The organism is Flavobacterium sp. GCM10022190 (assembly GCF_042656445.1).
GTDB classification, from domain to species: Bacteria; Bacteroidota; Bacteroidia; order Flavobacteriales; family Flavobacteriaceae; genus Flavobacterium; species Flavobacterium nitratireducens.
The window spans coordinates 1,315,024-1,330,172 of sequence record NZ_JBHSOQ010000001.1; the positions used below are offsets into that span (position 1 = coordinate 1,315,024).

The 15,149-nt window shown below is 33.6% G+C and carries 13 protein-coding genes and 1 riboswitch; of the genes, 12 read left to right on the forward strand and 1 reads right to left on the reverse strand.

Annotated elements, in window-relative coordinates; all coding sequences use genetic code 11:
- The first annotated feature begins 260 nt into the window (after nucleotides 1–260).
- The 6 genes from ACFPTQ_RS05425 to ACFPTQ_RS05450 all read left to right on the forward strand — a co-directional run bounded on the left by ACFPTQ_RS05425 (nucleotide 261) and on the right by ACFPTQ_RS05450 (nucleotide 6,627).
- Complete coding sequence (locus ACFPTQ_RS05425; RefSeq protein ID WP_278034138.1) at nucleotides 261–467, forward strand: hypothetical protein; 207 nt, start codon at nucleotides 261–263, stop codon at nucleotides 465–467.
- Nucleotides 468–639: 172 nt separating this feature from the next.
- A riboswitch (SAM riboswitch) is annotated at nucleotides 640–746 on the forward strand.
- A 64-nt stretch (nucleotides 747–810) separates the two neighbouring features.
- On the forward strand, nucleotides 811–1,773 hold the full coding sequence (locus ACFPTQ_RS05430; RefSeq protein WP_379774830.1) for an alpha/beta fold hydrolase: 963 nt from the start codon (nucleotides 811–813) through the stop codon (nucleotides 1,771–1,773).
- A 23-nt stretch (nucleotides 1,774–1,796) separates the two neighbouring features.
- On the forward strand, nucleotides 1,797–4,208 hold the full coding sequence (thrA, locus tag ACFPTQ_RS05435) for a bifunctional aspartate kinase/homoserine dehydrogenase I (protein ID WP_379774833.1): 2,412 nt from the start codon (nucleotides 1,797–1,799) through the stop codon (nucleotides 4,206–4,208).
- Nucleotides 4,209–4,338: 130 nt separating this feature from the next.
- Complete coding sequence (locus ACFPTQ_RS05440) at nucleotides 4,339–4,773, forward strand: OsmC family protein (RefSeq protein ID WP_379774836.1); 435 nt, start codon at nucleotides 4,339–4,341, stop codon at nucleotides 4,771–4,773.
- Nucleotides 4,774–4,882: 109 nt separating this feature from the next.
- Nucleotides 4,883–6,055: a trans-sulfuration enzyme family protein gene (locus tag ACFPTQ_RS05445; protein WP_379774839.1), complete on the forward strand. Its 1,173-nt coding sequence runs from the start codon at nucleotides 4,883–4,885 to the stop codon at nucleotides 6,053–6,055.
- A gap of 161 nt (nucleotides 6,056–6,216) precedes the next feature.
- Nucleotides 6,217–6,627 (forward strand): RrF2 family transcriptional regulator, encoded by a 411-nt coding sequence (locus ACFPTQ_RS05450; protein WP_278034133.1) that lies wholly within the window; start codon nucleotides 6,217–6,219, stop codon nucleotides 6,625–6,627.
- Nucleotides 6,628–6,702: 75 nt separating this feature from the next.
- Here ACFPTQ_RS05450 and ACFPTQ_RS05455 read toward each other — a convergent pair whose 3' ends face one another.
- A complete protein-coding gene (locus ACFPTQ_RS05455; protein ID WP_379774841.1) occupies nucleotides 6,703–7,485 on the reverse strand; it encodes a sulfite exporter TauE/SafE family protein in 783 nt (260 codons plus the stop codon).
- A 334-nt stretch (nucleotides 7,486–7,819) separates the two neighbouring features.
- Between ACFPTQ_RS05455 and ACFPTQ_RS05460 the strand changes: the two genes are divergently transcribed.
- The 6 genes from ACFPTQ_RS05460 (at nucleotide 7,820) to ACFPTQ_RS05485 (ending at nucleotide 14,877) form a co-directional block, all read left to right on the forward strand.
- Nucleotides 7,820–8,530, forward strand: coding sequence for a phosphoadenylyl-sulfate reductase (locus ACFPTQ_RS05460; protein WP_379774844.1), 711 nt, complete (start codon nucleotides 7,820–7,822; stop codon nucleotides 8,528–8,530).
- Nucleotides 8,531–8,617: 87 nt separating this feature from the next.
- Nucleotides 8,618–9,517 (forward strand): sulfate adenylyltransferase subunit CysD, encoded by a 900-nt coding sequence (cysD, locus tag ACFPTQ_RS05465; RefSeq protein ID WP_278034131.1) that lies wholly within the window; start codon nucleotides 8,618–8,620, stop codon nucleotides 9,515–9,517.
- Between the two features lie 103 nt (nucleotides 9,518–9,620).
- Nucleotides 9,621–10,865 carry a sulfate adenylyltransferase subunit 1 gene (locus tag ACFPTQ_RS05470; RefSeq protein ID WP_379774847.1) on the forward strand — a complete coding sequence of 415 codons (1,245 nt, stop codon included), beginning with the start codon at nucleotides 9,621–9,623 and terminating at the stop codon, nucleotides 10,863–10,865.
- A gap of 77 nt (nucleotides 10,866–10,942) precedes the next feature.
- Complete coding sequence (locus ACFPTQ_RS05475; protein WP_379774850.1) at nucleotides 10,943–13,033, forward strand: nitrite reductase; 2,091 nt, start codon at nucleotides 10,943–10,945, stop codon at nucleotides 13,031–13,033.
- Between the two features lie 10 nt (nucleotides 13,034–13,043).
- Nucleotides 13,044–13,673, forward strand: coding sequence for a precorrin-2 dehydrogenase/sirohydrochlorin ferrochelatase family protein (locus tag ACFPTQ_RS05480; RefSeq protein WP_379774852.1), 630 nt, complete (start codon nucleotides 13,044–13,046; stop codon nucleotides 13,671–13,673).
- A gap of 151 nt (nucleotides 13,674–13,824) precedes the next feature.
- A complete protein-coding gene (locus ACFPTQ_RS05485; RefSeq protein WP_379774855.1) occupies nucleotides 13,825–14,877 on the forward strand; it encodes an NAD(P)/FAD-dependent oxidoreductase in 1,053 nt (350 codons plus the stop codon).
- Nucleotides 14,878–15,149: the final 272 nt, after the last annotated feature.

The following is a 15,149-nucleotide window of genomic DNA, read 5'->3' on the forward strand; positions in this document are numbered from 1 at the left end:
CTCCTAAGAAATTAGGAGGCTTTTTTTTAAAACAAATAATAGATAAATTAAGGAAACAACAATAATGATTACTATCAACAATAAGATGAAAAAACAATCTTCGGCAGCTGTACTTTGCGTACAGAAGCTAGTCTGTTGATGGCCAAAAGTATCGTTTATAATTAAATATATAAACCCTTTTGGTCGCTATCAAAAGGGTTTTTTTATACAACAAATAGAATTCAAAATACAAACAACAAGTCACATTAAATTTAAACATTATGAACACAAGAAGAATGATTACAAGAGCATTGGACTTTATAAGAGGAATAAGGCCAAATAATAGTGAAGAAAATAGAAATAGAATAGAATTGACCACTACAAGATTTGGTGTCAATTTAGAGATGGATGCTAAAAGTCAAAAAAAAGTATCTAATTCATTAACCTTTTTGATGTATTCTAAAGAAAATGAAGCACTGTTTATCTAATTGTAATTTCGTAAATATAGATTTCAAACGCAGGTGATTTCTGGATTTTGTGTTCAGTAATGGCTTGCGTTTGTTTTTTGTATAAGTGTTGGTTTAAAACTAAATCAGCAAAATTTGTTTGTTTGAAAAAATAGTAGTTACTTTGTGCCTTTAAGTTCATAAACGTATTGAAATGTTATAAAGAAAGGACGAGGGAATAGACCCGATGATGCCTTAGCAACCCTTCGATTCATCGAAGAAGGTGCTACATTCTATCTGCTATGGCGGAAAAGATAACAACGCAAATTCTTCTAGTTTATTGAGCTTTCTTTATAATGTTTCCATCATCAAATAAGATTTGAAATTGGAAAATAAACCCAATCCTATTATAATTAAAAATTTCACTACTGAATGTGGTGCTTTATATCCTGTTGTTCATTTAAGTTACCAAGTCTTTGGCCCTGCACTTAATACAGCACCAGTTATTGTTGTGAATCATGCTTTGACTGGTAACTCTCAAGTAATTGGTGAGAATGGTTGGTGGAATGATTTAATAGGAGAAAATAAAACTATTGATACGCGTAAATACAGTATTTTGGTATTTAATGTTCCTGGAAATGGTTACGATGGTTCAATTATTGAAAATTATGCCGACTTTACAGCTAGAGATATTGCCCGACTTTTTATAGAAGGTATTAACTACTTAAATGTTCAGCAATTGTACGCTATTATTGGTGGTTCAGTAGGAGGAGGAATTGCTTGGGAAATGATTGCATTAAAGCCAAAATTGGCTTTACACGTTATTCCTATTGCTACCGATTGGAAATCTACCGATTGGTTGATTGCTAATTGCTTTTTGCAAGAGCAAATTTTAAAAAATTCATCAAATCCAATACAGGATGCCCGAGTTCATGCTATGTTGTGTTACAGAACTCCAGAATCTTTTAAACTGAAATTTGATAGAACCATAAATGAAGAATTAGCGATATTTAATATCGAAAGTTGGCTACTTCATCATGGTAAAAAATTACAAAAGCGTTTTCAGTTGGCTTCCTATAAAATGATGAACCAATTATTAAAAACAATAGATATCACCAGAAATAGTGATTCTTTTGAAGTGTTTGCTTCTAAAATTGAAGCGACAATTCATATCATAGGTATAAATTCAGATTTGTTTTTTACCGCAAAAGAAAATAAAGAAACGTATCAGGAGTTAAAAAAGCATAATGTTAAGGTGTTTTATAAAGAAATAGAATCCATCCATGGACATGATGCATTCTTGATTGAGTTTGAACAATTAAACAACTTACTTGCTCCTATTTTTTAGTAGCAATACAAAATACAATTGAAATGAAAATATTAAAATTTGGAGGTAAATCTTTATCGAATGGTGAAGGAATCAATAAAGTTGTTTCTATAATAACAGATAAAGTAAATCAAGGTGAGCAAATTACGGTGGTAGTTTCAGCTCGTGGTAATGCAACAGATGAATTAGAAGAAATCTTAGCTGTTGCAACTAAAAATGGTGATTATAAAACATTGTTGGATAAATTTAAACAATACCAACAAGATAATTATTTGGCTGTAAATCTATCAGAGGAATTTTCAGTTTTAGATAAATTATTCGAAGGTGTAAGCTTAATCGGTGATTATAGTTCTAAAATTAAAGATCAGGTTTTGTCTATTGGAGAGGTATTGTCGGCTAAATTGCTAACGGCTATTTTAATCGAAAAGGGAATCAATGCGAAGTTTGCCGATTCTAGAATTTTCTTAAAAACCGATTCTAAATTTGGTGATGCGCAACCTTTGGAACAAGTTTCTAAGAAAAATGTTGTTCAATATTTTAAAGACAATAGTGAGTTTATCAATATTGTAACTGGTTTTATTGGTTCTAATATTAATAACGTAACCACTACTTTGGGGCGTAACGGAAGTAATTATACAGCTTCATTGTTAGCTAATTATTTGAATGCACAAGAGCTTCAAAATTATACCCATGTAGATGGAATTTACACGGCTAATCCTGATTTAGTTGCTGATGCTAAGAAAATAGACCATTTAACTTTTAATGAAGCGAATGAGTTGGCTAATTTTGGTGCGACTATTTTACATGCAAAAACGATTATCCCTTTATTGGAGAAAAATATTCCTTTACGTATATTAAATACGTTTAATCATGAAAATGAAGGAACTTTAATCACTGCTACATCAAAAGCGGGTGGGATTAAGACTCTTTCAGTTCTTGAAGATCTCGCCTTGGTAAATCTTGAAGGGAGAGGTTTATTAGGTAAAACGGGAGTAGATGCTCGAATTTTTAAAGTAATGGGAGATAATAATATTAGTGTAAGTATTATTTCTCAAGGTTCTTCGGAAAGAGGAATTGGATTAGTGGTTGCTGCTTCTCAGGCTACTAAAGCGATGATAGAATTGGAAAAAGAATTTGAAAATGATTTTTATTCTAAGGATGTCAATAAGATTTCAGTAACAGATGATGTGTCTGTCATTTCGATTATCGGGCAGGATTTGAGTACGTTTCATAAGCCTTATACAGCTTTGATTCGCAATAAAATTATCCCAATATTGTTTAATAACACTGTTACAGGGAAAAACGTGAGTTTAGTAGTTAAGAAAAACGAACTAAACAAAGCGTTAAATGTGATACATGGAGAGATTTTTGGAGTTTCAAAAAAAATCAATATTGCTGTTTTTGGTCACGGATTAGTTGGAGGAACTTTAATTAATCAAATTTTAGAATCGGCTAAGGCTATTGAGAAAAGAAAAGATATTAAACTGAATATTTTTGCGATTGCCAATTCTAAAAGTGTGTTACTAAATAAAGACGGAGTGACGCCTAATTGGGTAAACGAAATCCAAACGAATGGTTTTTCATACACTATTAAAGATGTAATTGAATATGCTAATGAGCACCATTTGGCCAATTTAATTGCAGTTGATAATACGGCTAGTGCTGCATTCGTAGAGAATTATACTTCTTTAGTTGAAAATGGTTTTGACTTGATTTCATCTAATAAAGTAGCAAATACATTGAGTTATGGTTTTTATAAAGAATTGCGAAAAGTATTGGCTGAAAACCAAAAGAATTATTTGTACGAAACTAATGTGGGTGCGGGATTGCCATTAATTGATACCATTAAATTATTACATCTATCTGGAGAGAATATTACTAAAATTAAAGGAGTGTTTTCAGGAACATTGAGTTATTTGTTTAATAATTTCTCTGCCAAAGATGTTCCGTTTAGTGACATTTTGAAAGAAGCCATTGATAATGGATATACCGAGCCAGATCCGCGTGAAGATTTATGTGGAAATGATGTAGGTAGAAAATTATTGATTTTAGCTAGAGAGTTGGATTTGCAAAATGAATTTGAAGAAATTTCAATTCAAAACTTAATTCCAGAGCATTTAAGGGAAGGTAGTGCTGCTGATTTCTTAACGAAGTTAAAAGAATTTGATCCAATTTATAGTAAAATAAAAGAAGAACAAGAGCCAAATCATGTATTGCGTTACATAGGAGAATTGTCAGGTGATTTGCAAAATGACAAAGGAAATCTTGAAGTAAAATTAGTTTCTGTTCCTTCGGATACGGCTTTAGGAGGATTAAAAGGTTCAGATTCCTTCTTCGAAATTTATACAGAATCTTACGGAGACCGACCAATTGTAATTCAAGGAGCAGGTGCTGGTTCGGCAGTAACGGCAAGAGGAGTTTTTGGAGATATTTTGAGATTATCGGATAAAGGATAAGATTTAAGATTGCAGATTTTAGATTTTTTTTAGGCGAACTTGTCATTTCGACGAAGGAGAACACGAGTGATAGCGAACTGGCGTAGCAATCTCATCAAGAATAAAAATAGTATTTTAAAATAACAACGTGATGAAAATAACATTAGATAGAGTAAACGAAAACTTCCACTTTCAATTAAAAAATGAAAGAGGACATATAGTAAATGTAGATGCGCGTCCGGAGTTTGGAGGTAATGATATGGGCCCAAGCCCAATGGAATTGGTACTAATGGGAGTGGCTGGTTGTAGCGGAATTGATATGATTTCGATTCTAAAAAAACAACGTCAAGAAATCACTTCTTTCAAAGCCGATGTAGAAGGAGAGCGTGTTCAAGTGGGTGAAGCAAAACCGTTTAAAAATATTTATGTAGTTTTTTCTTTGGAAGGAAATATTAAAGAAGACAAAGCTGCTAAGGCTGCACAATTATCCTTTGAGAAATATTGTTCAGTTTCTAAGACGGTAGAACCTACGGCAACGATTCATTACAAAGTAATTTTGAACGGAGTAGAATTAGCTAAAGAATAATTAAAATTGAAATAGACTGAACTAATCTTTTTTAAAGGATTTTTTTGGTGAAATTTAAAGCAATAAGAATTTGTGCAAATCTGTACAATTCGTGTAAAAAATAAAAAAAATGGACGAACAAGAATTTGGTTTTGAAACCCAAGCCATACGTACACATATCGATAGATCACAATATCAAGAACATTCAACCCCTTTGTATATTTCTTCGAGCTTTGTGTTTGAAGATGCTGAGGACATGAGAGCTTCTTTTACTGAGGAAAAAGTACGTAATATTTATAGCCGTTTTTCTAACCCAAACACAACGGAGTTTGTAGATAAGGTATGTGCAATGGAAGGAGCTGAGGCAGGTTATGCTTTTGCAACAGGAATGGCTGCTATATATTCCTCTTTTGCTGCTTTGTTGAGCTCTGGAGATCATATTGTATCGGCGGGAAGCGTTTTTGGTTCTACGCATGCTTTGTTTATGACTTATTTCCCAAAATGGAATATTACCACTTCTTATTTTGATATCAATAAGCCAGAAACAATTGAGAGTTTTATTCAACCGAATACAAAGATTTTATACGCTGAAACACCAACAAATCCTGGTGTTGACGTTGTGGATTTAGAATTGTTAGGTCAGATTGCTAAAAAACACAATTTGATTTTAATAATCGATAACTGTTTTGCTACGCCATATATTCAACAGCCTATTAAATATGGTGCACATATTGTGATTCACTCGGCTACCAAATTAATGGATGGTCAAGGGCGCGTTTTAGGAGGAGTGGCGGTTGGTGATGCCGAATTGATTCGTCAAATTTACCTTTTCTCAAGAAATACAGGTCCGGCAATGTCACCATTTAATGCTTGGGTATTGTCTAAGAGTATGGAAACATTAGCACTTCGTGTGGATAGACATTGTGAAAATGCAGTGAAAGTGGCTGAGTTTTTAGAGGCGCATCCTAAAGTAAATAGTGTGAAATATCCTTTCTTGAAATCGCATCCTAAATATGAGATAGCAAAGAAACAAATGCTTTTAGGAGGGAATATTATTGCTTTTGAAATTAAAGGTGGTCTTGAAGCGGGTAGAGCTTTCTTGGATAAAATTAAATTATGTTCGCTTTCTGCCAATATTGGAGATGCAAAAACAATTGTAACGCATCCGGCTTCTACAACACATAGTAAATTGTCTACTGAAGAGAAACTGGCAGTAGGTATTACAGAAGGATTGGTACGTGTTTCTGTAGGTTTAGAAACAGTAAAAGATGTGATCGCTGATTTGGAGCAGGCTCTTTCTTAAAGATTTCAGATTATAGATTAACGATTTTTGATTGCAGATTTTCTGTAAATCAAAAATCGTTTTTTTATGTTTATTTAATCAAAAAAATTACTTTTGTTTTATTCCTAAAAACAAAAATCGTTAAACTTTAATCATAAATATAATTTCTAATATCTTATTGAATGCTATCTAAGAAAACAAAATACGGAATTAAAGCTTTGACTTTTCTGGCGCGTCAGGAAGATCAGACACCTGTTGCTATAGCTGATATTGCAAAATCCGAACACATTTCGATTAAGTTTTTGGAAAGTATTTTGTTGTTATTACGTCATTCGGGTTTTTTAGGAGCTAAAAAAGGAAAAGGTGGTGGTTATTATTTAATCAAAGAGCCAAAAGATATCAATATGGCCAAAGTGTATCGTATTCTAGAAGGACCTATTGCTTTGCTGCCTTGTGCTAGTCATAATTTCTACGAGCCTTGTGATGATTGTACAGACGAAGCGACTTGTGCAGTACGTAAATTGATGATGGAGGTTAGAGATAATACTTTAAAGATTTTGGAAAATAATTCCTTAGCCGATATTGCTTTTTAAAGCGAAAACTATACAAAACAAAAAAAGCCTTTCAAGTTTTGAATTTGAAAGGCTTTTGTTTGAAATAATATAAGATTAAAATACTAATTTGTATCCAACGAAGAAAAGCATCACTGCTATTGCATTTCTAAGTAATAAGTCTGGAACCTTACCACTAAGCATACTACCGATAAAAATTCCGGGAAGTGAACCCATTAATAATTGAGTTAATAAGGTTAAATCTAAATTTCCCATCGAAGCGTGACCCAATCCAGCCACTAAAGTTAATGGTACAGCGTGTGCGATTTCAGTACCAACTAATCTTGGAGTTGGTAATAATGGGTATAAGAAGAACAAGGTTACGGTTCCTAAAGCACCTGCTCCAATAGAAGTAAGTGTAACTGTAGCTCCTAATAGAACGCCAATTGCAACTGTTAAGAGATTTTGTGTTTTACTCTCACTGTGGAATTTGTCACCAGCATGTTTTTGAGAAAGAACTAATAATTTCTTTTTAAATAAAATCGCTACCGAAGTAAATAATAATGCCCAGCCAAGACTATACTTTATGATCGAATTGATGTGAGTGATATCTGTTTTTATGCTATCTAATATCCATAAAGTTAAGAGTGCAGCTGGAACACTTCCTAGGGAAAGCCATCCTGTGATAGTCCAACTAATGTTTTTTTTCTTGTGATGTACAAAAACTCCACCTATCTTTGTAAAAGCTGCATATAGTAAGTCGGTACCTACGGCTGTTGTTGGGGGAATTCCAAAATATAATAATATGGGTGTCATTAATGATCCACCACCCACACCAGTCATACCAACAATAAAGCCTACTGCTAAACCTGCAACTACTAATCCTATTTCAATGTCCATTATAAAAATATTTGGTGCAAAAATACAATTATTTTATAATAATCCTATAGATTTAGTAGAATTTTAAAATTTTATGTTTTTTATCAATAAAGGTTGCTTGTAATCGATAATACAGGGTTTGTTTTTGAGGTTTATAATAGAAAAAAGTTCCAATTTTTAGCTTTTTTTAGGTTGTTTATTCTTGCTTGTTATTGTTGAAAATTCCAAATTACTTTATTCCTTGTGTTAGTTGTTTAAAAAAGATGCAATATGTTTTTGTATATTAGAAATAAATATTATTTTTGCCGAGTAATCTACTAAACCGATAGGGTAATAGTTTTAATAAAAAAAGGTGATGAGCGAAGCAGTAGTTCAAATATTATTAGAAAAAACACAAGGGTTCTCAATAGAAGAAACTTTTGCGTTTTTAGCAAATGAATATGGTGACAAAGTGGTTTTTTCAACTTCTTTTGGTCAGGAAGATCAAGTAATCACTGATTTGATTGATAAAAGTGGTGCTGCAATTACTATTTTCACATTAGATACTGGGCGTTTGTTTCAGGAAACCTATGATGTTTTTCATAGAACACAAAAAAAATATAAAACAGCTATTAAGGTTTATTTTCCTGAGGCTAAGGCTGTAGAAGAATTATTGGAGAAAAAAGGACCTAATAGTTTCTTTGAGTCGGTTGAAAACAGAAAAGAATGTTGTTATATTCGTAAGGTGGTTCCTTTAAAGAAGGCATTGGCAGGGAATAAGCTTTGGATAACTGGATTAAGAGCCGAGCAGTCCGAAAACAGAAGCGATTTGCAGTTGTTTGAATATGATGCCAACTTTGATATAGTAAAATTCAATCCATTGTTGAAATGGTCATTGGAAGAAGTTCAAAAATATATTGACGACAATAATGTTCCTCAAAACAGTTTGCATAAAAAAGGATTTGTAAGTATTGGTTGTGCGCCTTGTACCAGAGCAATTGTTGAAGGAGAAGATATTAGAGCAGGAAGATGGTATTGGGAACAAAGTCACAAAGAATGCGGTTTGCACGGAGCAAAAAAAGAGTAAGAGACAAGATAATAGAATAAAGAAGATAGATTTTATAATTCGAAGAATTTTACAATCATTAAATCTTTTAATTTTTAAATTAAAAAAATGAGTTCAGTTTTAAAAACAAATGCTTTAGAAAGCGAAGCGATTTACATATTTAGAGAAGTTGTTTCTCAATTTGAGAAACCTGTATTGCTTTTTTCAGGAGGAAAAGATTCAATTACATTAGTGAGATTAGCTCAAAAAGCGTTCTTTCCTGCAAAAATTCCTTTTCCATTGTTACACGTTGATACAGGACACAACTTTCCTGAGACTATCGAATTTAGAGATAAATTAGTGAAAGAATTAGGATTAGAGTTAATCGTTCGTAATGTTCAGGATGCTATCGATCAAGGTAAAGTTGTAGAAGAAACAGGACGTTATGCAAGTAGAAATAGTTTGCAAACAACAACTCTTCTGGATGCTATCGAAGAATTTAAATTTGATGCTTGTATTGGTGGGGCTCGTCGTGATGAAGAAAAAGCAAGAGCTAAAGAACGTATTTTTTCTGTTCGTGATGATTTTGGTCAATGGGATGAGAAAAACCAACGTCCTGAGTTGTTTGATTTATTGAATGGTAAAATTGAATTAGGGCAAAATGTTCGTGTTTTTCCAATTTCAAACTGGACAGAATTAGATGTTTGGAGCTACATCGAACAAGAACAAATTGAAATTCCATCTATTTATTTTTCACACAAACGTAAAGTATTCGTAAGAGACGGAATGATTTGGTCACACTCACCATTTGTTTATCAAGATGAGGATGAGGTAGTAGAAGAAAGAGTAGTTCGTTTTAGAACTGTAGGAGATATGAGTTGTACTGCTGCTGTTGAATCTTATGCTGGTACTATTGCAGAAGTTGTTGGTGAAATTAGACAGTCAACAATTTCGGAACGTGGTGCTCGTATTGACGACAAGCGTTCGGAAGCAGCAATGGAGAAAAGAAAACAACAAGGATACTTTTAATAAGTTAGAAGTTAATAGTTAGAAGTTAGAAGAATCAAAAAAAACAAACAGATTTAAGTTTCGATTGAACTAGGAACTTTAAACCTGAAACAAAATAGTTAGAATGGAAGTTTTAAAAATAGCAACAGCAGGAAGTGTAGATGACGGGAAAAGTACATTAATCGGAAGATTATTGTATGATACTCAATCATTGACAACAGATAAATTAGAAGCAATTGAAAGAAGCAGTAAGCAAAAAGGATATGATTATTTAGATTTTTCTTTGGCTACTGACGGATTGGTTGCCGAAAGAGAACAAGGAATTACAATCGATGTAGCGCATATTTATTTTTCTACAGCTAAGAAAAGTTATATCATCGCTGACACCCCTGGACACGTAGAATATACGCGTAACATGGTTACCGGAGCTTCAACTTCGCAAGTATCTATTATTTTGATTGATGCTCGTAAAGGTGTAATTGAGCAAACCTACCGTCACTTTTTTATCAATAATTTATTGAGAGTAAAAGATGTGATTGTTGCGGTAAACAAAATGGATTTGGTTGACTATTCTGAAGAGGTATTCAACAAAATTAAAGCTGATTTCCAAGCATTGAATGCAAAAAGTGATTATAAAGAGCAAAATGTAAGCTACATTCCTTTAAGTGCTTTAACAGGTGATAATGTAGTGGATTCATTGGGGAAAATGCCTTGGTACACAGGACAAACTATCCTACAACATTTAGAAGCTTTAGAGTCTAAAGATATTTACGATACAGGAAAAACACGTTTCCCTGTTCAGACCGTTATTCGTCCTAAAACAGAAGAGTACCACGATTTCAGAGGATATGCAGGAAAATTATACGGAAACAATATTAAAGTTGGAGATGCTGTGACAGTTTTGCCTTCTTTAACGGAGTCAAAAGTGTCTAAAATCCATTTCTTTGATCAACAATTTGACGAGGCAGTGGCTGGTTCTTCAATCACTATTGAATTGGAAAATGATATCAATGTAACAAGAGGTGATATGATTGTAAAATCAGACGAATTACCAAAAATTGAAAAAGATATTACAACAACGGTTTGTTGGATGGATAGCAAAAAATTAGTTCCAGGAACTAAATATTTGGTACAACATAATACAAACAGAGTTTTGGCAAAAGTAGATAGCATTAAAAATGTAATTGCTACTGATTATTCAGGGGCTACACCAGCATCTCAATTAGGAATTAACGAGATTGGTGAGGTTTCAATCAAATTAAGTAAGGCCTTGTATTTTGATTCTTATGTAGACAACAAATCAAATGGAGCTTTTATCTTAATAGATCCAAATACGAATACAACTGCAGGAGTAGGGTTTATCAAATAGTTTATAGTTTGTAGTTTTTAGTTGATAGTTTTGCTGCCAACTCTAAACAATAAACTCCAAACAATAAAGAAAAAGAAATGGAAAGTTTTAGAACAGAAATAGAAAATCCGATTGTCCAAAAAGAGATTATCGATTTAGAGAAAAAAATTCACGCATTCCGTGGTGGGAAAATTGACGATGAGCGTTTTCGTAGTCTTCGTTTAGCTCGTGGTATTTATGGACAACGTCAGGAAGGTGTTCAGATGATTCGTATCAAATTGCCTTACGGAAAAGTAACAAGTGAGCAATTAAGAAGAATTACTGATGTTTCAGAGAAATATTCTACAGGTCGTTTACACATTACTACGCGTCAGGATATTCAAATTCACTATGTAAGTTTGGATAGAACTCCGGAACTTTGGGCAGATTTGGCTAAAGACGATATTACTTTAAGAGAAGCTTGTGGAAATACAGTTCGTAATATTACAGCGAGTGAATTAGCAGGTGTAGATGTGGATGAGCCATTTGATGTAACGCCTTATGCTCATGCCTTATTCCAATATTTATTGCGTAACCCAATCTGTCAGGAAATGGGACGTAAATTCAAAATTTCGTTTTCATCTTCTGAAAAAGATACTGCTTTGAGTTATTTACACGATTTAGGATTCATTCCTAAAATTGTAGATGGACAAAAAGGATTTAAAATAATGCTTGGTGGTGGATTAGGTTCTCAGCCTTCTCACGCCGAATTACTTTCGGATTTCGTTCCTGTTAACCAAATTATTCCAACTGCTGAAGGTGTAATTCGTATTTTTGACCGTTATGGTGAAAGAGCTAAACGTCTTAAAGCACGTTTGAAATTCTTAATCAAAGATTTAGGTCGTGATGAGTTCTTGCGTTTGGTAGAAGAGGAGAAAAAAGCTTTGCCATTCCATAGCTACGAAATTGACACTACTGCTTTTGAACGTCCAATTGCTGAGCCTTTACTAGAAGTGCCAACAGTAACAATCGAAGATGTTGCTGCTTACGAAGCTTGGAAAAAATCAAATGTAATTGCTCAAAAACAAGCTGGTTATGTTGCAATTGGTGTAAAAGTACTTTTAGGAGATTTTTATATTGACAAAGCAAGATTATTAGCTGATTTGATCAAAAACTACGGAGCCAATGAATTGCGTTTTTCATTACGTCAAAACATTGTAATCCGTAATATTAAAGAAGAAAATTTACCATTCTTCTATCAGGAATTAGCCAAATTAGACATGGTTAATTTAGGATACAATACTATCGGAGATATCACGGCTTGTCCGGGTACAGATACTTGTAACTTAGGTATTGCTAGTAGTACAGGTATTGCTGATGAGTTAGAAAGAGTAATTAAAACAGAATACCCACAATATCTTGATAATACTGAAATTGCTATCAAAATTAGTGGATGTATGAATGCTTGTGGGCAGCACAACATGGCTCCAATTGGTTTCCAAGGGATGTCAATCAATGCTGGAAAATTGGTGGCTCCGGCTTTACAAGTATTATTAGGTGGAGGGAATTTAGAAAACGGAAACGGTCGTTTTTCTGATAAAGTAATCAAAATTCCTAGCCGTCGCGGACCGGAAGCTTTGCGTTTAATCTTAAATGATTTTGAAGCAAATGCTAATGGAGCTAAGTTCTTAGATTATTATGATGCGAAAGGCGAAAAGTATTTCTACGAATTCTTAAAACCATTGGCTGATGTAACTAATCTTACTGAAGAAGATTTTGTTGACTGGGGTAACGCTGATAACTATGTGAAAGCAGTAGGAGTTGGAGAATGTGCCGGTGTAGTAATCGACTTAGTAGCAACTTTATTATTCGAAGCAAAAGAGAAAATTGATTCAGCAAATGCAGCATTGAGCGAGCAAAAATGGTCAGATGCTATTTACTTAGCTTATGCAGGATTTGTAAACGGAGCAAAAGCTTTATTATTAGCTGAAAAAGAAAAAACAAATACTCATGCTGGAATTATTGATTCATTTGATACGGTTTTTGTAGCTTCGAACAAAATTAACTTAGAGACATCTTTTAGAGAATTGGTTTACCAAATCAATAAAAATGAACCTACAGAAGCTTTCGCTAAGCAATACATTCAAGAGTCTATTTCGTTTTTCGACAAATTAGAAGCTTACAGGACAGAAGATTTAGCTAAAGCATAATCAATAAATTATGAGTGAGAATAAAGATAATATTGAAAATGGATCACAGTCGGCAGCGCTAGAACGTAATGAGTTGTATCCAGTGTTTTTAAAGTTGCACAACCTTAGTGTACTCATTGTGGGTGGAGGTAATGTAGGTTTAGAAAAGTTATCTTTCTTGCTTAAATCCAGTCCAAATGCTAATGTTGAAGTGGTTGCAACACGTTTTTTACCTGAATTAGTTACACTTGCTGAAACACATCCTTCAGTAAAACTGACACAGAAAAAGTTCAGGAAAAAAATGTTGAAAAAACGCCATATGGTCATAGCTTGTACGGATGATTTAAAGGTAAATAAGCGCGTTTATGAGTTGTCTAGAAAAAGATATTTGATTTGTAATATCGCTGATACGCCTGATTTATGTGATTATTATTTAGGAGGAATTGTAACCAAAGGAAATGTCAAAATTGCTATTTCGACTAACGGAAAATCACCCACAACGGCTAAACGATTGAGGGAATTTTTTGAGGAAGTAATACCAGAAGACATTAATCAAATGGTGCAGAATCTTAATGATTATCGCAAAACATTGAAGGGTGATTTTGAAGAAAAAGTTCAAAAAATGAATGAAATCACCGCTTCATTAAAAAATAAAGAATAAGACAAAGAATACACAGCTGATATTTGTCATTAAAAACAAAATAGAGCTTTCGTTTCTTTGCAGAAAATAAAATAAGTATAACACAAGCTTTCTGTTTAATTTTCCTCTTCTGAATAGGAGGAACCAAATAGAAGAATAATTAATAATAAAAATGATAGAAACAGATATCCTTATAATAGGAGCCGGTCCAACTGGTTTATTTGCCGTTTTTGAAGCAGGTTTATTGAAGTTAAAATGTCACATCTTAGATGCTTTGCCACAACCAGGTGGACAATTAGCTGAATTGTATCCAAAGAAACCTATTTATGATATTCCAGGATTTCCTGAAGTTTTAGCAGGAGATTTAGTTGATAACTTGATGGAGCAAATTAAGCAATTTGAGCCAGGATTTACTTTGGGAGAACGTGCTGAAACTATCGTTAAGCAAGAAGATGGTTCATTTATTGTAACTTCTAACGAAGGAACTGAATTTCATGCTAAAGTAATTGCTATTGCAGGTGGTTTAGGAAGTTTTGAACCACGTAAACCTTTAATCGAGGATATTGAATTCTACGAAAACAAAGGAGTAAAATACTTTATCAAAAATCCAGAAGAATTTAGAGACAAGCGTGTAGTTATTGCCGGAGGTGGAGATTCAGCATTAGACTGGAGTATCTTCTTAGCTGATGTTGCTTCTGAAGTAACTTTAGTACACCGTCGTAACGAATTCCGTGGAGCTTTAGATTCAGTAGAAAAAGTACAGGAATTGAAAAATGCGGGTAAAATCCACTTGATTACTCCTGCTGAGGTAGTGGGAATCAACGGAGCTGAGCATGTAGAGTCAGTTGATTTGGAAGAAAACGGAGCACACCGTAACATTCCTTGTGATTATTTCATTCCGCTTTTCGGATTGACGCCTAAATTAGGACCTATCGGAAACTGGGGATTAGAAATCGAGAAAAATGCTATCAAAGTAAATAATGCTTTAGATTATCAAACGAATATTCCTGGAATCTTCGCTATCGGAGATATCAATACCTATCCGGGTAAATTAAAGTTAATCCTTTGCGGATTCCACGAAGCAACTTTGATGTGTCAGGCAGCGTACCAAATCATCAATCCAGGAAAACGTTATGTGTTGAAATATACAACGGTATCAGGAGTTGATGGATTTGATGGAACTCGTAAAGAAGCACCTAAAGCAGTTGTAAAAGCCATAAACTAAAAACACCTAGTTGTTTACAATTATAAATAGCCTTACTACTTGCAAGTGGTAAGGCTATTGCTTTACTTTGCATTTCCAAATTTTTAAAATTTTTTTGGAGCGAAACAACTGGATGATCGGTTATTAGGGATTCCTGCTGTTCGCTACTATCTATTGTATTTGCTGGTCGCAATACAATAGGATAATCGCTTCCATCAGGGCTAAAAAGCCATGAAAAGTGATTTTTTATAAACATAAAAAAAACAAAAGCTTAGTGCCTTAGCGCCTTAGCG

Excerpts from the sequence above, each read along its gene's own strand:
- cysD (WP_278034131.1), top strand. The coding sequence starts at position 8,618 with ATGAGTTCAGTTTTAAAAACAAATGCTTTAGAAAGCGAAGCGATTTAC.
- ACFPTQ_RS05450 (WP_278034133.1), top strand. The coding sequence starts at position 6,217 with ATGCTATCTAAGAAAACAAAATACGGAATTAAAGCTTTGACTTTTCTG.
- ACFPTQ_RS05470 (WP_379774847.1), top strand. The coding sequence starts at position 9,621 with ATGGAAGTTTTAAAAATAGCAACAGCAGGAAGTGTAGATGACGGGAAA.
- ACFPTQ_RS05485 (WP_379774855.1), top strand. The coding sequence starts at position 13,825 with ATGATAGAAACAGATATCCTTATAATAGGAGCCGGTCCAACTGGTTTA.
- ACFPTQ_RS05460 (WP_379774844.1), top strand. The coding sequence starts at position 7,820 with ATGAGCGAAGCAGTAGTTCAAATATTATTAGAAAAAACACAAGGGTTC.
- ACFPTQ_RS05440 (WP_379774836.1), top strand. The coding sequence starts at position 4,339 with ATGAAAATAACATTAGATAGAGTAAACGAAAACTTCCACTTTCAATTA.
- thrA (WP_379774833.1), top strand. The coding sequence starts at position 1,797 with ATGAAAATATTAAAATTTGGAGGTAAATCTTTATCGAATGGTGAAGGA.
- ACFPTQ_RS05480 (WP_379774852.1), top strand. The coding sequence starts at position 13,044 with ATGAGTGAGAATAAAGATAATATTGAAAATGGATCACAGTCGGCAGCG.
- ACFPTQ_RS05445 (WP_379774839.1), top strand. The coding sequence starts at position 4,883 with ATGGACGAACAAGAATTTGGTTTTGAAACCCAAGCCATACGTACACAT.
- ACFPTQ_RS05455 (WP_379774841.1), bottom strand. The coding sequence starts at position 7,485 with ATGGACATTGAAATAGGATTAGTAGTTGCAGGTTTAGCAGTAGGCTTT.
- ACFPTQ_RS05425 (WP_278034138.1), top strand. The coding sequence starts at position 261 with ATGAACACAAGAAGAATGATTACAAGAGCATTGGACTTTATAAGAGGA.
- ACFPTQ_RS05475 (WP_379774850.1), top strand. The coding sequence starts at position 10,943 with ATGGAAAGTTTTAGAACAGAAATAGAAAATCCGATTGTCCAAAAAGAG.